The following is a 16756-nucleotide window of genomic DNA, read 5'->3' on the forward strand; positions in this document are numbered from 1 at the left end:
GACGTGGGGCGGGGTGCCCGGCCGCCCCACCCCACGTCCACGACGACCGCCCACACCTCAGGAGTGTGCTCAGCGTGCCCGTACTCCGTCCCGCACCCCGGCCCACCCGGCGCTCCGCCGCCCGGCTCGCCGTCACCGCACTCGCGCTGGCTGGCTCCCGCGAAGCGGCCGGTGTTCGCCGCCGGCGACTCCGACACGGATGTGTCGATGCCCCGCGACGCGACCGGGGGAAGCGCAGCACGGAGGTGTGGTCGAAGACCTCGAGGAGATCCAACCACCGTGTGTCCAGGGCGACATGACGGTCATCGGGACACGGAAGCCGAGGCTGATGGGCACGCCGCCGAGGAATTCGCCCTCGGTTCCGGCGGGCGGCGAGGGCGGTGGCACATGGTCGAAGAAGCCGTCGTTCTCGTCGTAGTTGAGGAAGAGCACCGTGGAGTCGAAGACGTCCTCGTCGGCCGCGAGCGCCCGGTACACCAGGTCGACGAAGTGCGCTCCGTCGCCGGGCGGGGCGTAGGGGTGCTCGGAGAGGGCCTGGTTCGCGACGACCCAGGAAACCTGCGGCAGGGTCCCGGCCACCACGTCCGCCCTGATGGCGGCGGCGATGTCATCGGGCGTGGAGCCGCTCACCTTCTTCACCGATGCCATCCCGAGGTCGTGCAACGGGTCACCGGCCGGGGCGTCCTCGAACTTCCGGAAGTAGGCGAGGCCGTTGTCGCCGTAGTTGTCGTCGGCGTTCGAGGGTTACGCGAATGCTTGCCGATCCATCAGTGATGCGTGCAGACCCAAAGGTGCCATAGGGGATGTTTGCGGGATGAGAGTCATCGGCCGCCCTCCGGGGTCACCCCTGTGCCCCACGGAGTGTCCGGTCGAGCAGTACCGCCCGCAGCCGCTCGGCGAACGCTTCGGGGTCCTCGGCGCAACCGGTGTGGCCACCGGGGAACTCCACGAGCCTGCCACCCGCTTCGTCCGCCAGCCGGGCGCCCGGAATCGCCGTGAGCAGGGTGCGGGAGTCCTGTCCGACACCGATGACCAGCTGCTCCGCGCCGCGGCACAGGGCCGCCAGGTCCGGTACGTAGCCGCTGAACGAACACAGCACATGCTCCAGGAACACCGGAAGGTTGGCCCGCATCCGCCGGAACGCCTCGGCCTCCCGCGCGGACGGTTCGGGCGCCGCCCGGCGCTCTCCCCCGGCCGGTGGCCCCGCATCCGGGTCCGTCAGGCCCTCGGTCATCGTGGCCAGTGCCGCGGCCACGCCGTCCCGGCGGAAGGATTCGCGCACCGCGGCGAAGAGCTTCCGCCCCTGATCCGGATCCGGCATCAGTGCCACCAACGGTGGTTCGTGCGCGACCACTTGGTGCAACCGTTCGGGGTGGCGGGCGAGCAGGTCCAGGGCGACGATCGCGCTCGAACTGGAGCCGAAGACGGCCACCGGTCCGCCGTCCGGCGACAGCAGCTCGATCAGCCGGTGGGCGTCCTCGCTCTGCACCGCCACCTTCTGGTCCGCCGCCGCGCCGTCGAGCAGGCTGCGCGAGTAGCCGCGCGGGTCGAAGGCCGCGACGGTCCAGCTGTCGGCCAGCCGCTCCGCCATCCGATCGTAGAGCCCCGCGTCGGCGCTCCCGCCCGGCATCATCAGCAGCAGCGGGCCTTGGCCGCGCACCTCGTAGTACAGCGTCGCCCCGGGCACCTTCAGATGTCCGGTGCGCTCCGGCACCGTGCGGTCAGCCATGATCGGTCTCCCTCTCGCCCGTAGCGGACGGCCAGTGCTCCAACAGGAAGTGCAGGGCCTCGACGGACCGCTCCCAGGACGTCTGCACGTCACGGGGCGCGCCGAATCCTCCGCTCGCCTCCAGGGCGCAGTAGCCGTGGAAGGTGCTGCGCAACAGCCGTACCGCGTCCGTGAGATCGGGCTCGGCCAGGCCATAGGCCCGCAGCATCGCGCCCGTGGTCTCGATGGTGCGGTGGTACGCGGACGACTGGGCGACGACGTCGGGGTCGACCCGCATCTGCGTCGCCTCGTACCGTCCGGGCCGCTCCAGCGCGAAGGCCCGGTAGGCGTCGGCGAACGCGACCAGGGCGTCCCTCCCGGCCCGGCCCGCGACGGCGGCGGCGATCCGGTCGATGAACTCCCCGGCGGCCAGCAGCGCGACCCGGGTCCGCAGGTCGTGCAGATTCCTGACGTGCGAATACAGGCTGGCGTCCTTGACCCCGAAGCCGCGGGCCAGCGCGGAGATCGTGACCTTGTCGAAGCCGATGGAGTCGGCCAGATCGGCCGCCGCCTCCACCACGCGTTCGGTCGTGAGACCCGCGCGAACCATCCGCCACCTCCGTCGAAGCACACCTAGAACCTCTAGGCATTTTCCTAATATACACAGGATCGTCCATCCGGGCGATGCCGAACAGGCCGTTCCCGCACCCCGTATCCATACTGAAGATCCCGTCATTGCTGAAGATCCAGGCATCCCCGAAACAGATTGCAGAGCACACAGATGAGCGGCACTGCACAGATCGGCGTCACAGGGCTCGCGGTCATGGGCCGCAACCTCGCGCGCAACTTCGCCCGCAACGGATTCACGGTCGCGGTGCACAACCGGACCACCGCCAAGACGGACGCCCTGGTCGAGGAGTTCGGCGACGAGGGCTCCTTCGTCCCCGCGCGCACACCGGAGGAATTCGTCGCGGCGCTGGAACGTCCGCGCAGACTCGTCATCATGGTGAAGGCGGGTGATCCCACCGATGCCGTGATCCAGGAGTTCGCCCCGCTCCTCGAAGAGGGCGATGTCATCATCGACGGCGGCAACGCGCACTTCGAGGACACCCGCCGGCGGGAGAAGGAGCTGCGCGGGCGCGGGATCCACTTCGTCGGCGTCGGCATCTCGGGCGGCGAGGAAGGCGCGCTGAACGGGCCGAGCATCATGCCGGGCGGATCGGCCGAGTCGTACGAATCGCTGGGGCCGCTGCTGGAGAAGATCGCCGCCAAGGCGAAGGACGGCACCCCGTGCACCACGCATATCGGTCCCGACGGGGCCGGGCACTTCGTGAAGATGGTCCACAACGGCATCGAGTACGCGGACATGCAGCTGATCGCGGAGGCGTACGACCTGCTGCGTGCCGTGGCGGGCTACTCCCCCGCGAAGATCGCCGAGACGTTCCGCAGCTGGAACACCGGCCGCCTCGACTCGTATCTGATCGAGATCACGGCGGAGGTCCTCGCCCACACCGACGCGGCCACCGGAAAACCCTTCGTCGACATCGTGCAGGACCGGGCCGAGCAGAAGGGCACGGGTCGCTGGACGGTGCAGATCGCGCTGGATCTGGGGGTGCCCGTCTCGGGTATCGCGGAGGCCGTCTTCGCCCGTTCGCTGTCCGGGCACGCGGATCTCCGCGAGGCCGCGCGGGACCTGACCGGTCCGTCGGCGTCCCCGCTCGGCGAGGAGGCTGCCGCGGCCTTCGCCGACCGGGTGGAGCAGGCACTGTACGCGTCCAAGATCGTTTCGTACACCCAGGGATTCCACCAGATCCGGGCGGGCAGCGAGGCGTACGACTGGAACATCGACCTCGGCGCGGTGGCGTCGATCTGGCGGGCCGGGTGCATCATCCGGGCCGCGTTCCTGGACCGGATCCGGGCCGCCTACGACGCCCGTCCGGACCTGCCGAGCCTGCTGTCCGACCAGCAGTTCGCCGAGGAGATCGGCGCGGCTCAGGACGACTGGCGAGCGGTGGTCACCGAGGCGGTGCGGCAGGGGGTGCCCACACCGGGATTCGCCGCCGCGCTCGCGTACTACGACGGCTTGCGCGCCGACCGGCTGCCCGCGGCGCTCACCCAGGGCCAACGCGACTTCTTCGGCGCGCACACCTACCGCCGCACCGACCGCGAGGGCTCCTTCCACACCCTCTGGGGCGGCGACCGGTCGGAGGTCGTCGCGGGCTGACACGAGGAGGCCGGTGCGGGCCACCCCGCCGGGGCCGGTGCGCTCGCCCGTCCTCGGCGGGCCGGGCGTGGTGGGACCGGCGTGGTCGCCCGTCCGGTTGACCCGGGGTGCGACAGCGCCCTGTCTGTGCGTAAGTAGCAGCAAGCCCCTTCTTGTTGCCCCGCCGCGAGCCTGTCGCCGCAGCCCGCCATTGCCGCCCCAGGGAGCCCACGCATGCCCGACGCCACCCCGGAACCCGTCGCAGCCGGGCCGGACACCTCCCCGGAGCCGGTCGCGGTCCAGCCCGTCGTCGCGCCGCTGACCAGCGCCGCACTGATCCTGGTCGCCACGATCGAGCCCGGTGGCGAGCCCGCCGTACGCGAGGTGCTGCCGGATCTGGCGGCCTTCGCCCGCTCCATCGGATTCCGGTACCCCGAGGCCGGCCTGGTCTGTGTGACCGGCATCGGTTCCGGGGCCTGGGACCGGCTGTTCGCCGGGCCGCGGCCCGCCCAGCTCCACCCGTTCCAGGAATTGCACGGTGCCCGGCACCACGCTCCCGCCACCCCGGGGGATCTGCTGTTCCACATCCGGGCCGAGCGGATGGACGTGTGTTTCGCATGGGCGACCCGCCTGCGCGACCGGCTCGGCAGTGCGGTGACGATCGTCGACGAGACGCAGGGGTTCCGCTACTTCGACCACCGGGATCTGCTCGGCTTCGTCGACGGCACGGAGAACCCCGTGGGGGCGGACGCGCAGTCGGCGGCCCTGGTCGGCGCCGAGGACCCCGCTTTCGCGGGCGGCAGTTACGTCATCGTCCAGAAGTATCTGCACGACCTCGCGTCCTGGAACGAACTGAGCACCGAGGAGCAGGAGCGGGTCATCGGCCGCACCAAGCTCGACGACATCGAGTTCGCCGACGACGTCAAGCCCGCCGACTCGCACATCGCCCTCAACACGATCACCGACCCGGACGGCACGGAGCGCGACATCCTGCGCGCCAACATGCCGTTCGGCAGCTTCGGGCAGGGCGAGTTCGGCACGTACTTCATCGGTTACGCCGCCGATCCGGAGGTGACCGAGCAGATGCTCCGCAACATGTTCCTCGGCAGTCCGCCCGCCGCGCACGACCGCATTCTCGATTTCTCGACCGCGGTCACCGGCACGCTCTTCTACGCCCCCAGCGCCGACTTCCTCGACGCCCCGCCGCCGTCGCCCCCATCGGCCGGGACCGACGCCCTGCCGGAGCCCGCGTCCGCGCCGGTGACGGCGAAGGCCCCGGCCCCGGCCCGTCCGGCCGACGGTTCGCTGCACATCGGCAGCCTGCAAGAAAGCGCCCAGTGATGAACAATCTCCACCGCGAACTCGCCCCTGTCACGGAAGCCGCCTGGGACCAGATCGAAGAAGAGGCCCGGCGCACCTTCAGCCGCCATGTGGCGGGACGCCGGGTCGTCGATGTCACCGACCCGGACGGCCCCGGACTGGCGGCCATCGGCGACGGTCATCTGCGCGACATCGATCCGCCCGCCCCGGACGTCATCGCCCGCGCCCGCACATCGGTGCCGGTCATCGAGTGGCGGGTGCCGTTCACGGTGACCCGGTCGGCCGTGGACGATGTCGAGCGCGGCTCGGACGACAGCGACTGGCAGCCCGTCAAGGACGCCGCCCGCACCTGTGCGTTCGCGGAGGACATGGCGATCATCGACGGGTACGCCTCGGCCGGGATCACCGGGCTCCGGGACGGCTCCTCGCACTCGCCGCTGACACTGCCCGCGGATGCCCGCGACTACCCGACCACCGTCAGCCAGGCACTCACCCGGCTGCGGCTGGCCGGCGTCGACGGCCCGTACCGGCTGCTGCTCGGCGCCGACGCCTTCACCGAGGCCACCGAGACCTCCGACCACGGATACCCGGTGGCCACCCATCTGGCCCGGCTGCTCGACGACCAGATCCTGTGGGCACCCGCCGTCAGGGGCGGTGTGCTGCTGTCCACCCGTGGCGGCGACTTCGAGCTGTGCCTCGGCCAGGACCTCTCCATCGGTTATCAGGACCACGACGCGACCAGCATCCGGCTCTACTTCCATCAGGCCTTCACCTTCCGGATGCTGACGCCCGAGGCCGTGGTCCCGATCATCGCCTGAGAGCCTGTCGGGTGACCTCGGACCGGATAGCGGACGCGGTCTGGTGCGTGCGGTTCCAAGGCGGAGGAGGGAGTCGACGCGGAGCGTTGGCGACCGACGACAACGCGGGAAGCGTGCGTGCCAGGGCGTGGCCGCCCGGTCGGAGGTCACCCGACAGGCTCTGAGGCGTTCGAGTCCTTACCGCCGGTGCCCGGTCGCCCTGACGTTCCAGGTCAGGGTGTCGGTGGCCAGGGCGCGGACGGCGGGGTCACGGATGGCGTCCGTACGGTCGACGGCCTCGGCGGTCACCTTGTGCCCACGACCGTCCGCACGGACTCCGAGCGATACGGGGGTGACGGAGGTACGTCCCCGGGCAAAGACCCTCTCGACGCCGTCCACGTACCAGCGCAGATCCGTCCTGGCGAGGCCGGTGGCAGCGCCCGGCCGATGGGTGCGGGTCCCGGCACCGGCGGCATCGAGGTCCGCCAGGCTCACGGCGATGCGCCGGCCCGGCCCGACGGCGGTGCCGGTGTCGACGGCGCTGCTCAGTGCATTGCCCGCGCGGTAGAACCCGGCGATCATCGCCTCGCGCCCCGGCAGGTTGAACTCGGTGTTGCTCAGCTCCCGCATGATCGATGACTCGGTGGGACGGTAGAGCCCGAGCGGGTAGTAGGCGCTGCCCTCGTACGCACCGACCGTGCCGCCCGCCGGATCGGTCCGGCCGAGCCAGCGGTACCACTTGGCCCGCTTCTCGGTGAGCTGCGCGGGTGTGTAGGTGGTGGAGTTGATCCCGCCCGGCTCGCCGCCGGTCCAGGTCCCGTACTCGGCGTAGGTGTACTCGTCGTCCAGCAGGCCCACCGAGTGCCCTATCTCATGAGCGGCGATCAGGCTGGACGAGGGGTGGTCGGATGAGAGGGTGGAGACTCCGTTGAAGGGGCGGCCCTCCGCCTGGAGTCCGGAGTAGCCCGCGCCCCCGTACTTGGTGGAGTTGGCGATGACGACCACGAGGTCGGCGGCCGGGGCCTTGGCGGCGTACGCGGCCACCTTGTCGATGTCGGTGCAGATCAGCCGCTCGATGTCGGAGCACCAGAAGTAGCTGCCGAGCGCGGTGTCCTTGACGGTGTCCGCGCCGGGATCGCCGCTGATGCCGGACTCGTTGGAGACCGCGTCGACGGTCCACACGTTGAACAGGCCCTGGTAGCTCTTGTAGGGCTCCAGAGCGGTGATGTCGGCCCACTTGGCGGTGGCGTCCGCGTGGAAGTCGGCCTGCTGGCCTGCCGTGTAGCCGTCTCCGATGATCACGACGTCCAGGCGGTCGTCGGACGGGCCGGTCACCGCCTGTTCTCCCACCGTGCCGTCGACGGCGGCCTCGGCCGCGCTCAGCGAAGCGGCCGTTCTGCCCTTCCGGACGGGGGCAGCGGCCGGGACCTCGACGGTCCTGCCCGAGCCGCCGGGATCGGGGAAGTACTCGGCCGCGATGCGACGGCCGCCGTCGGAGCCGGTGGGGGCGGCCGACGCCGGTGCGGTGGCAGCGGTCGCCGCCAGGAGGCCGGCGAGAGCGAGCCCCGCCGTGACTCCTGCCGTTCGGCGCGTGCGGAGGTGTATGCGCATGGACAACTCCTTCAGGTCCGGGGGACTTCGCCGGGAAGTCCCAGGGCACGACCATCACGTAACTCATGAGTTAAGTCGAGTTAATGCGATGCTTAACCTAGAGGTGCGCGGACCGTCGAACAAGGCCCGGAAACGTGGTGGTTGAGGTTCGTATCCGGGCATTTACGATGCATGGACCGCATTTCGTGGCGGGGCGAAACAGAAGGGGCGGCGCGATGAACGCGAGGCGCACAGCGGGACGGAACGCGGGGCCGGACGAGGATCCCGGCGCCGTCGGCCGTCGCGTCCAACAGCTGCGCACCGAACGCGGTCTGACACAACGACAGCTGGCGGAACCCGCCTACACCCCCGCCTACATCTCCACGCTGGAGGCGGGCCGGGTACGCCCGTCGGAGGCGGCCGTACGCCACCTCGCGGACCGGCTCGGCGTCACGTACGAGGAACTGGCCACCGGACGCCCCGCCCACCTCGCGACCGCTCTGCGGCTGAAACTCGTCGAGGCCCAGCGGACACTGGCCACCGGTGCCGCCGAGGACGCCGCCGCCGCCTACACCCGGCTGCTCGCCGAGGCCGGCCGGCACGGGCTCGACGACGAACGCGCCACGGCCACGCTCGGCCTCGGCCACTGCGCGCTGGAGACGGGCGATCTGCCCACGGCCCGCGAGCACTTCGTGGCCGCGGAGCAACTCCTCGCCGATACTCCGCTCCCCCGGCGCGCCCCGGCCGTCCGGGGCAGGGCGGTCGCCCACCTGCTGGCCGGCGAACTCCGGTACGCCTGCTACCTGCTGGAGAGCGCCATCGACGAGCTCAACACCTCGGGCCTCCAGGATCCCGGCGCGCTCCTGCTGCTGTACACGGCCGCCATCGCCCCATACATGGACATGGGCGCCCACGCCCGCGCCGCCCAGGCGGGCGAGCTGGCGCTGGCCCTGGCACCGCAGGTGTCCGATCCGGAACTGGTCGCCGGACTGCACCGCAACGTCGCCCGTACGCTCATCGCGGCGGGCCGTACCGCGGAGGCGGACGCCTCACTCGCCAAGGCGGCCGAGATCTACCAGCAGCTCCAGATCCGTACGGAGCTGGCGCACTGCCACTGGATGCGCGGCTATGTACACGCGCAGGACGGCGATCTGTCCGGCGCCGAGACCGAACTGCGCGCCGCCCGCGACATGCTGGTATCGAAGCGGGCCTCCCTGTACACGGCCCAGGTCGAGGTGGAGCTCGCCGATGTGCTGCGTCGGCGCGGCAAGGCCGACCAGGCCAGGGAGCTGTTGCACAGGCTCCTCGGCGAACTGCATCCGGACCGGGGCTCGGTCCATGCGGGCGGCGCGCACCGGCTGCTCGGCCTGATCCACGAGGACCAGGGCGATCCGGAGTCCGCCGAGGAGCACTACGTCACCGCGCTGGCCCTGCTGGAACGGGCGGGCGCCGCCGGCGATCTCGCGGACATCTGCCGGCTGCTCGGCGATCTGCTGCGGCGCACGGGCCGGACCGAGGCGGCCATGGACGCCTACCGGACCGGGCTCGGCCACCGGGCCTCCCCCGGCACCACCACACTGGGACCGTCCCCGGTCCGTCCGCCCACCGCCTGATCCCGGCCCGCCGGGAATCGGTCAACGGCTCATCGGGACCGGGCGAGAAACGCCTCGACGGTCCGGGCGAACCGGCAGGGGTCGTCGAGCCAGGGGAAATGACCGGCGCCCAACTGGACGGCCGGTTCACCCGCGGGAAACAACTCCGCGATGCCGGTGGCGACACGGGGAAGCGGGCCGCCGTCCAGCTCGCCCGCCAGGACCAGGACCGGAACGTCCCGTCCGGCCAGTGCGACGCGGGCCGCGTCGAGGTCGAAGGCGCCCGGGGCCGCGTAGCCCGCCGCGGCCTCCTCGTTGGTCTGCCCCGCCTCGGACGCGGCGTGTTCCTGAGCGCCCGCATCCCAACGACCGTAGAAGAAGGGGGCACTGGCATCGAAGTCGGCGTCGGTTGCAGCGCCCGTCCAGACCCGGTCAAAGGCTTCGCGAGCGGCCGGGCCCACCACGCCACGCGCGCCGTCCTCGAACGGCTGCTCGCGGCCACCGGAACCACGTTTCATCAGTCGTTGGCGCTGAACGCCGTCGCGGGCAACGGTGGGGCGATCGAGCGCGGCCGGCTCGTCGACCGCATGACCGACGCGCTGAAGATCGATGCGGCCGTCGTCGAGGCGACCCTGGCCGAACTGACCGCCGCAGAGCTGCTGGCGGAGGTCGACGGCACCATTCCCCGGATCGGCCTCACGACCGCGGGCCGGGACCGTCAGCAGGCGAACGGGGCCGAGGTCGCCGACCTCACGACCCGGCTGTACGCGGACCTGCCGGCCGAGGACCTGGAAGCGGCGGGTCGCGTGCTCATCGAGGTCACCGCGCGGGCGAACGCCGTCCTGGCAGGGGCCTGAGGCCTACCCACCCGGGGACACCGGTCATCAGGCCCGCCGGGGTGACGGCTGCGGTTCCGGCACCGGGTCGGGGCGCGGGGCAGGCGGCTGCGGGATCGGATCCGGCGACGGGCCGGGCGGAACGGGGCCGGGCGGCGGAGGCGGCGGCTCCGGCAGCGGCGACGGCGGTCCGGGCATCGGCCCGGGGGTGGGCGCCGGCGGCACCGGGTCGGGGTACGGATTCGTCATCGAAGGCCTCCGAACGGTTCGGGGTGGATCTCCTTCCACCGTCTCCCGGAGCGGCTGCCCGCGCCTGGTGAGTCCATACGCGCGGGTTCCGGATGATCGCCCGGATTCCGGGAGCCGTGTCGAGGTCAGCACGCGGCGACAGCCGCGGCGGCGAGACCCGGCCGGGGGCTGGAGAGCACCGGGATGCGGGTGACCGTACGGGTGACCGCGTCGGCCATGGACGCCTGCGCCAGCACGATCACATCGCTGTCCGTGACCGCGTCGGCCGCGGTCGCGACGAGGTCCAGATAGCCGTCGCGGTCACCGGCCTCGAAGCGCGCCCAGGCGCCGTCCACCACGACGGTCCGTACGTCGACGGGCCGGTCCCCCGCCTCTTCGGCGAGCAGCGCGAGGGTCGGCGCCAGAGTGCCGGTGATCGACGCGAGGACGACCACGCGGTCCTGTGCCGCGGCGGTGGCCGCCATCGGGCGGTCGACGCGCAGCACGGGAACACCGAGCGTCGCCGACTGCGACTCGGCGACGGCGCCGATCGTCGAGCAGGTGCAGAGAACGGCGCGGGCACCGTCCGCGACGGCGCCCGCGAGCAGGTCCCGGATCTCGCCCGACACCGCTTCGGGGCCCGATTCCCTGGCCTTGGCGAGCAGGTCCTCGTGCACGAGATGGCGCAGGGCGAGCCCGGGATGGTCGGCGTCCCGGAGCGCGTCGAAGACCGGTACGTGGGCCGGGGAGGTGTGCAGCAGGGCGAGTGTCATCGCCAAACGGTACAGTCCCCGGCCGAGGTGGGTCAGTACAGCTCGGGGTGGGCCTCGAGCTGCGTCTTCGCCTGTTCCACCAGTTCGGCCGGGGCCTCGGGAGCCCGGTCGTGGTGCCGCGTCGCCCACTTCGCGGCGTACGGGCAGAGCGGGACGACGGGGACACTCTCGCGTCCCGCCATGGCGTAGAACTCCTGGACGAGGGCGCCGGCGATGCCCCTGCCCTCGTGGCCGGGTTCGACGACGGTGTGCACGGCGACGAACGCGGCGGGGTCACCGTCCATCACGAAGTACGCGACGACCCCGACCGCCTTGCCGTTCTCGTACGCGAGCAGATTGCCGCTCGCGCGGTCGTCGCGGATGTCGGGTTCGATCCGCTCGGTCCGTTCTGCCATGACGGGTGCTCCCTCGCTGGTCGGACCGGTTCAGCGCGCCGCGGGAACGGCGTGCGGGCTCCGTTCGGTGGCGGTGCCGGGCACGGGTGCGGAGGCATCGGCGCCGAGCGCGACGATACGGTTGCCGGCGTCGACGTGCACGATGCGCGGGACCAGGCCGCGTGCCTCGGCGTCGTCGACCTGGGCGTAACTGATCAGGATGACCAGGTCACCGGGGTGGACGAGGTGGGCGGCGGCGCCGTTGATGCCGATGACACCGGAGCCGCGCTCGCCCTCGATGACGTACGTCTCCAGACGGGCGCCGTTGTCGATGTCGACGATGTGCACCAGCTCGCCGGGCAGCAGATCCGCCGCTTCCATCAGCTCGGCGTCGACGGTGACGGAACCGACGTAGTGCAGGTCGGCCTGGGTCACCGTGGCACGGTGGATCTTTGACTTGAACATTGTACGCATCATCGAGGTACTCCTGGATCTAGGCTCCCTGCCTGCATTTTTGCAGGTCAAGGGCACTTTCCTTACCGTACAACGAGTCGCATGTTCAGGCAGCATTCCTCAGGTTCTTCTGGACTCATGCTGGCCACTTGCTGACTCTTCTGACGTACTGTCAGGCGACTGCAGGAGGGCTTCGCCCGCTCTCCCCGACCCACCGCGGTCTGAGGGGCCGAGGCAGCACGGCTGCGTAGCAGCGGATCGCCGGTTAGCAAAACCGGCGATTCTCATGACCATGGCCACAGCTCGTCCGGTGACTCTTGGCGGTGGCACGGGGCGGGCGTCAAGGACGTTTGGAATTCGCCCAGAGCAGAGGGCGAGCCGATGCCGCGATCAGGCTCAGGCCAGCCTCAAGGAGCCATCTTGCCCGTGGAACCGCAGTCGCACCCCGACGAGACCCGCACCGATATCAACTCGTCGCGCAGGCGCCGTAGCGTCGACCCCGTCCTTTCCTCGGCGGGGCGGGCGGTGGCGGGATCACGGTGTGCAGTGCCTGCTCGACGCGGGGCCTGTAGGTGCAGTGGTCGGCCGCGGTGGACAGGCGGCCGAGGTAGGCGGTTGCGACGGTCAGGGCCTGGTCACGGCGCGAACAACGAGTGGCGCAGCAGATGCTGTGCCACCCGTGTTCGTCGGTCGAAGGCAAGGGGAGGGGCTACGCAGCGTTTCAGAAGGACCGTACGGGCTCGGTCTTGGGCGCCGCAGACTTTCCGCTGTGCTGCCAGTCCCGTGGTCAGGAAGCCGTGTCTTCGGGATTCTCCGGGAGGTGGCCATGGCTGCGGTACACCAACTCGTCGGGGCGCCGGATGACCCTGGCCAGCCGCCATGCGACGTCGTACGACATGAGTCCGCGCTCCCGGGCTCGCAGATAGAGGGCGAACAGACTGGTCAGCGGATCGAGTAACCAGCGCAGGACGGAGGTCTTCACCGGTCCTCTCCCTTCCCGGTGACTAGCCGGTGTTCGGGATCGGAGGTTCCGGCTCCAGGCGAGGAAGCCATGGATGCCAGGCCATGGTGGGTCGACGGCCAGGGAAATACATCGGCCCATCCCATCTGCTCGAAGAGCGTTCGGGCCATGGCTGTGAACCGGGCCTGCTGCCCCGACTCCTCGCCCAGCTTTTCCCAGACGTACAGGATGGTGTGCGCGAGACGTTCGGCCGTGGTGCGATCCCCGCCCGGCGCTTCCGTCAATGGGAGGATCGTTTCTCGGAACGACGCCCAGTCGAGGGCTGACGGATCGTCCAGATCTCGCTCCAGCCACCACAGGCGGGCGGTGTCGTGGTCGGCGCACACGGAGCGTGCCAAGTCCTCTCGGCGCAGCCGCTCCTGCGCGAGCTGGAGCATCACTTCGCGCAGGGCGTCCTGATGTTCCTGGGCCCGCCCGGCATCCTGCTGCGGAAGCAGAAGAGTGAGGCGTGCCTTCATCCAAAGGCCAGGGCTGCTGTCGGGGGTCTGCCATCGGAGGACCGCCAAGGTGAGCTCTTGCTGGGCGCATTCGAGTTCTTCGGGCGAATACTTCCCGACGATGTCGCGTCCGAGTCCGTCCAGGGCCAGGCGCGATGCCGCTCGTAAGGTGACCGCAGTGTGGGTCCCGGCCCAGGGTGAACTTTCCCCGTGATGCTGGACACTCGTTGTCACCAGGAGGCGATGTGCAACACGGTGATCTCGTGAGCCAGGGCATCGTCGGCGGCCCGGCGGGCGGCGCGGGCCCGCTCGCCGGCCAACCAGGCGTAGAAAGAGGACCGGGCCACCTTCGGCAGCCGGCACAACAGAGCGACTCCGCGGGTGGTCTTCTCCGCCTCGATGAACGCGTACACCTCGCTCATCGATCGCTCTCCTTCGCGAAGAAGGCCGCCGCTTCTCGCAGCACCTCGATCGTCTCGGCCTGCTCACGGTTCTGCCGCCGCAGCCGACGCAGCTCTTCCCGCTCCGCGCTCGTCAGTTCGCCCGGCGCCCTCTGCCCGCGGTCGATCGTGTCCTGCCTGACCCAGTTCCACAGTCCCTCGGCGCCGACCCCGATCTCCCGGGCCACCTCGGTGACGGTCTTGCCGGAGGACCGGACCAGCGCGACCGCGTCGCGCTGGAACTCCTCCGTATACCGCCTACTGCGGTTGCTCTTGCTTCCCACCTGGCACTACTTCCTCTGGAACCTCACGTCCCAGTCTCCAGGTGCCCAACATCAAGGGGAACCTTCAGTTGGGGCTTGGTTGGGGTTTCCGGGCAGTTGAGGATTCGTCCGGTAGCGGCTTGTGGCGAGGGTGGCCGGGCGGTCACTGGCCGTGGACGAGCCTTGCTTGCTCCCCTCAGGTGTCAACTCAGCGTCCCGCTACCGCTGTCGGCTTCGCGAGCGTGCAGCCCGTGGCCGACAGGTTGAGCTTGTTGCCCGTCGTGAAGCAGGCGGGGATGCCGTAGGTCTCCTGGGCGTATCCGGTTCCCTGGCGGATGGTGACGGCTCCCTGCTCGTCTACCTCGCAGGGGTTGTCAAGGGTGCAGCTTTCGCCGTTCTCGTTGGTAGTGTTGTTGATCGCCGTGACCTGCCCGGTCGTCGTGTCGATGACCGGGGAACCCGAGGTGCCCCCGATGACCTGGCATTCCGGGGTGTAGCGGACGGCGTCCTTCCATGTCCACTGGTCCTCCTTCAGGCGGTACGCGAATCCGTCGACGGAGCAGGAGTAGACCCGCTTCCAGTAGCCGGAGACCACGTCGATCGCGTGCCCCTGCACCGGGTGGGTCGCGGACAGAGTCAGCGGCGCGATTCCCGTGGACTGCTGTATCTGGGCGTAGGTCTTGGTCAGTTGGTAGAGCGTGACGTCCGTGTCGGTCATCGTCGCGTAGACGACTTTGTTCGCCTTGAGTGTTCCGGCGGCGCCGGCCGAGGCGTTGAGCAGCGTGAAGCTGCGGGTGGAGGACTGGTTGGTGATGACCTGACCTGCGCTCGGAAGGCCGGTTTCGAGGCAGTGGCCGTTCGTCATGACCAGTCCTGGGTCCGTCGCCTGCGAGTTCGGCATGCGGATCAGGGAGCCTGAGCAGTTGCTGAGCGCCACGGTGCCGGCGAAGGAGGAGGCTGTCACCGAGGCGGGCGTACTGTCAGGGTGCACGGCGGCCGTCGTGGCAGTGGGGGTCGCCCCGCTCACGCGGTTGGGTGCTGCGGCTGCCGTGCCCGTGGTGCCAATCAAGGCGGCGGCACCGAGGGCAACGGCGGTGAGGGTGGCGAGGAGAGGCTTGCGCATGGTGATGGTCGGTCCTCTCGGTTCGGTCCGGGAGCTCGGTGACCCCTGGACGGTGAAGGGTGACCGTATTGTCGGCGTACAGCCAAGTTCTCCGCTACCCCGCAGCTCCGTCCTGGCTCTTTTCGCTCCCTTGGCGGCCACCGCACCGGGACTGTCTTCCTTGGTCATGGGCACACAAAGGCCGACCGTCCCGGCGCCTCGAGTTGGCCCCGGTGCCCTAGCGGCAATACCGGTGATTTAGGTCTTTTTCCGGGAGGTCGGGGCTGGTTTGGTGGGTCCGACGAGGGTGATGACTGGGGTGTCCAGCCTGGGCTGGTTGTTGTGTTCGGTGCGTTTGAGGGCCCAGTTGGACATCTTGCGTTCGATGACACGGGGATTGGAGCGTAACCGCCTTGGCTCCAGGAGCCGTTGACCGATTTCAAGCAGAGTCTGCGCGAGGGCCCGCGTGAGTCGGGAGGGGGAAAAACCCGCCTGGGCGGTGACCTGGCGGCGGACGACGCGCACGGCGCGCGTGAAAGAGATCCGGTCCGGATCGTGTCCCTGCTGTCGTGCGGCTCCGTGCATGAGGTCCCGCACGGCGTGGTGAACGAGGAGGAACGCGAAGATCTCCTGCTCGGCCCCGGCCGGGTGCCGGGAGCGCAAGACCAGCCGTGGCCCGCCCAGGTGGGTCTTGATCTCGTCCAGCGTGGTCTCGATCTCCCAGCGTTCGGCGTAGAGCGCGGAAAGTTCCACCGCCGGCGCAGTGTCCGGGTCGAGGAGGGGGGTGACCAGCCGGCAGACGGTGCCGTCCTTCCCGCGTGGGCCAAGGGTGTACTCGATGACGCGGACCCGGGCCGGGTCGGCCCGCCGGTTCCTGTCACGGGCGGCGACGATCTCCGACAGGCAGGAACCATCGGGCAGCGACGCCACCACAGGCAGCACCGCGTTGCTCCTGACCCGCCAGAGCAGGTCGGCGCCGGCTGCCGCGGCGGCCCGCCGACGGCCATGGAGGCGATCGTGGACGACATGGCCGATGTGGACGCGGCGCTCGTGGACCTCGCGGCCATGGGTGAGCTGCTCAATGAGGACATGGTCCGGGCCGGTCTGCCGGGAACCCCGATGAGCGCCCGGCTGGTTGTCATCAACCGCTTCGCCAAGGCCATCGAGGGCCCGGCCGATGACTTGGAGGCGGCTTCAGGGCGCTTCGTCGAGCGGATGAACATCACCGCCGATGTCCTGAGCGCGTTCCTTCAGCGGGCGCGGGACACCCCTCGCGACGAGTGGCCGGACGAGGTGGACGAACTGCTCGGCCAGGTCATCGGGACGGCCCGGGATGTCCGGGAGTCGGCGGACAGCGTGCAGGAGGTCGAGCCCTTGATCAAGATGCTCGGCATGACCAGTCGGCAGCTGCGCAGGCCGAGCCGGAAGATCGGCGCTTCCCTCCGGGCCATGTTCACGAGTCTTGCCATGTTCGAGACGTGGGAGAGCACGGCCCGTGAGCTGAAGCAGAACTGAGCGACGCGGGGCCGTGCGGACGGCCCCGGACCACAGATGTGGTTCCCGGCCGTCCCCCACCAGAAAAGCCCTCTCAATCCCCCCGGAAAGCAGGGCGCCGCGTC

At 70.2% G+C, this 16756-nt stretch carries 19 protein-coding genes and 1 pseudogene; 6 read left to right on the forward strand and 14 right to left on the reverse strand.

The features are described from left to right. Nucleotides 1-229 precede the first annotated feature (229 nt). From ACFVX4_RS23465 to ACFVX4_RS23475, 3 genes and pseudogenes are all read right to left on the reverse strand, one after another. A pseudogene (locus ACFVX4_RS23465) lies at nucleotides 230-738 on the reverse strand (alkaline phosphatase family protein); the annotation flags it as partial. A 103-nt stretch (nucleotides 739-841) separates the two neighbouring features. Further along, nucleotides 842-1729 (reverse strand): alpha/beta fold hydrolase, encoded by an 888-nt coding sequence (locus ACFVX4_RS23470; RefSeq protein WP_389980482.1) that lies wholly within the window; start codon nucleotides 1727-1729, stop codon nucleotides 842-844. Next, the gene (locus ACFVX4_RS23475; protein WP_389980484.1) at nucleotides 1722-2318 is read right to left on the reverse strand and encodes a TetR/AcrR family transcriptional regulator; all 597 of its coding nucleotides are present in this window, start codon (nucleotides 2316-2318) and stop codon (nucleotides 1722-1724) included. The genes ACFVX4_RS23470 and ACFVX4_RS23475 overlap by 8 nt, the downstream gene beginning before the upstream one ends. A 171-nt stretch (nucleotides 2319-2489) precedes the next feature. Here ACFVX4_RS23475 and gndA point away from each other — a divergent pair, with 171 nt between their 5' ends. The 3 genes from gndA to ACFVX4_RS23490 all read left to right on the forward strand — a co-directional run bounded on the left by gndA (nucleotide 2490) and on the right by ACFVX4_RS23490 (nucleotide 6049). Beyond that, the gene (gene gndA / locus ACFVX4_RS23480; RefSeq protein ID WP_389980486.1) at nucleotides 2490-3932 is read left to right on the forward strand and encodes an NADP-dependent phosphogluconate dehydrogenase; all 1443 of its coding nucleotides are present in this window, start codon (nucleotides 2490-2492) and stop codon (nucleotides 3930-3932) included. Between the two features lie 213 nt (nucleotides 3933-4145). Continuing rightward, nucleotides 4146-5252: a Dyp-type peroxidase gene (locus tag ACFVX4_RS23485; protein WP_389980487.1), complete on the forward strand. Its 1107-nt coding sequence runs from the start codon at nucleotides 4146-4148 to the stop codon at nucleotides 5250-5252. Further along, nucleotides 5252-6049 carry a family 1 encapsulin nanocompartment shell protein gene (locus ACFVX4_RS23490; RefSeq protein ID WP_389980488.1) on the forward strand — a complete coding sequence of 266 codons (798 nt, stop codon included), beginning with the start codon at nucleotides 5252-5254 and terminating at the stop codon, nucleotides 6047-6049. The genes ACFVX4_RS23485 and ACFVX4_RS23490 overlap by 1 nt, the downstream gene beginning before the upstream one ends. A 177-nt stretch (nucleotides 6050-6226) precedes the next feature. Here ACFVX4_RS23490 and ACFVX4_RS23495 read toward each other — a convergent pair whose 3' ends face one another. Then, nucleotides 6227-7639 (reverse strand): M64 family metallopeptidase, encoded by a 1413-nt coding sequence (locus ACFVX4_RS23495; protein WP_389980489.1) that lies wholly within the window; start codon nucleotides 7637-7639, stop codon nucleotides 6227-6229. 215 nt (nucleotides 7640-7854) lie between these two features. Between ACFVX4_RS23495 and ACFVX4_RS23500 the strand changes: the two genes are divergently transcribed. Next, nucleotides 7855-9231, forward strand: a complete 1377-nt coding sequence (locus ACFVX4_RS23500; protein WP_389980490.1) for a tetratricopeptide repeat protein — start codon at nucleotides 7855-7857, stop codon at nucleotides 9229-9231. A 29-nt stretch (nucleotides 9232-9260) separates the two neighbouring features. Here ACFVX4_RS23500 and ACFVX4_RS23505 read toward each other — a convergent pair whose 3' ends face one another. After that, nucleotides 9261-9728: an alpha/beta fold hydrolase gene (locus tag ACFVX4_RS23505; protein ID WP_389980492.1), complete on the reverse strand. Its 468-nt coding sequence runs from the start codon at nucleotides 9726-9728 to the stop codon at nucleotides 9261-9263. Nucleotides 9729-9734: 6 nt separating this feature from the next. Here ACFVX4_RS23505 and ACFVX4_RS23510 point away from each other — a divergent pair, with 6 nt between their 5' ends. Continuing rightward, nucleotides 9735-10067, forward strand: a complete 333-nt coding sequence (locus ACFVX4_RS23510; RefSeq protein ID WP_389980494.1) for a hypothetical protein — start codon at nucleotides 9735-9737, stop codon at nucleotides 10065-10067. Nucleotides 10068-10420: 353 nt separating this feature from the next. On the opposite strand, the gene ACFVX4_RS23515 is transcribed toward ACFVX4_RS23510, so the two are convergent. From ACFVX4_RS23515 to ACFVX4_RS23555, 9 genes are all read right to left on the reverse strand, one after another. Continuing rightward, the gene (locus ACFVX4_RS23515; protein ID WP_389980496.1) at nucleotides 10421-11047 is read right to left on the reverse strand and encodes an aspartate/glutamate racemase family protein; all 627 of its coding nucleotides are present in this window, start codon (nucleotides 11045-11047) and stop codon (nucleotides 10421-10423) included. Nucleotides 11048-11079: 32 nt separating this feature from the next. After that, complete coding sequence (locus tag ACFVX4_RS23520; protein ID WP_389980498.1) at nucleotides 11080-11442, reverse strand: GNAT family N-acetyltransferase; 363 nt, start codon at nucleotides 11440-11442, stop codon at nucleotides 11080-11082. Nucleotides 11443-11472: 30 nt separating this feature from the next. Then, the gene (gene panD / locus ACFVX4_RS23525) at nucleotides 11473-11898 is read right to left on the reverse strand and encodes an aspartate 1-decarboxylase (RefSeq protein WP_389980500.1); all 426 of its coding nucleotides are present in this window, start codon (nucleotides 11896-11898) and stop codon (nucleotides 11473-11475) included. A gap of 763 nt (nucleotides 11899-12661) precedes the next feature. Beyond that, on the reverse strand, nucleotides 12662-12856 hold the full coding sequence (locus tag ACFVX4_RS23530) for a hypothetical protein (protein WP_389980502.1): 195 nt from the start codon (nucleotides 12854-12856) through the stop codon (nucleotides 12662-12664). Next, entirely contained in the window at nucleotides 12853-13566 is a 714-nt protein-coding gene (locus ACFVX4_RS23535; RefSeq protein ID WP_389980504.1) for a hypothetical protein, read from the reverse strand. Before ACFVX4_RS23535 ends, ACFVX4_RS23530 begins: the two co-directional genes overlap by 4 nt. Continuing rightward, the gene (locus tag ACFVX4_RS23540; RefSeq protein WP_389980506.1) at nucleotides 13563-13754 is read right to left on the reverse strand and encodes a hypothetical protein; all 192 of its coding nucleotides are present in this window, start codon (nucleotides 13752-13754) and stop codon (nucleotides 13563-13565) included. The genes ACFVX4_RS23535 and ACFVX4_RS23540 overlap by 4 nt, the downstream gene beginning before the upstream one ends. Next, nucleotides 13751-14056: a transposase gene (locus tag ACFVX4_RS23545; RefSeq protein WP_389980508.1), complete on the reverse strand. Its 306-nt coding sequence runs from the start codon at nucleotides 14054-14056 to the stop codon at nucleotides 13751-13753. The genes ACFVX4_RS23540 and ACFVX4_RS23545 overlap by 4 nt, the downstream gene beginning before the upstream one ends. A 187-nt stretch (nucleotides 14057-14243) precedes the next feature. Then, on the reverse strand, nucleotides 14244-15158 hold the full coding sequence (locus ACFVX4_RS23550) for a serine protease (protein ID WP_389980510.1): 915 nt from the start codon (nucleotides 15156-15158) through the stop codon (nucleotides 14244-14246). A gap of 237 nt (nucleotides 15159-15395) precedes the next feature. Next, nucleotides 15396-16220: a transposase gene (locus ACFVX4_RS23555; RefSeq protein WP_389980600.1), complete on the reverse strand. Its 825-nt coding sequence runs from the start codon at nucleotides 16218-16220 to the stop codon at nucleotides 15396-15398. Between ACFVX4_RS23555 and ACFVX4_RS23560 the strand changes: the two genes are divergently transcribed. After that, nucleotides 16155-16652: a hypothetical protein gene (locus tag ACFVX4_RS23560; RefSeq protein WP_389980512.1), complete on the forward strand. Its 498-nt coding sequence runs from the start codon at nucleotides 16155-16157 to the stop codon at nucleotides 16650-16652. The two genes, ACFVX4_RS23555 and ACFVX4_RS23560, sit on opposite strands and share 66 nt — an antisense overlap. The last annotated feature ends 104 nt before the right edge of the window (nucleotides 16653-16756 follow it).

The sequence above is a fragment of the Streptomyces sp. NPDC058240 genome (genome assembly GCF_042882135.1).
Taxonomy (GTDB): domain Bacteria; phylum Actinomycetota; class Actinomycetes; order Streptomycetales; family Streptomycetaceae; genus Streptomyces.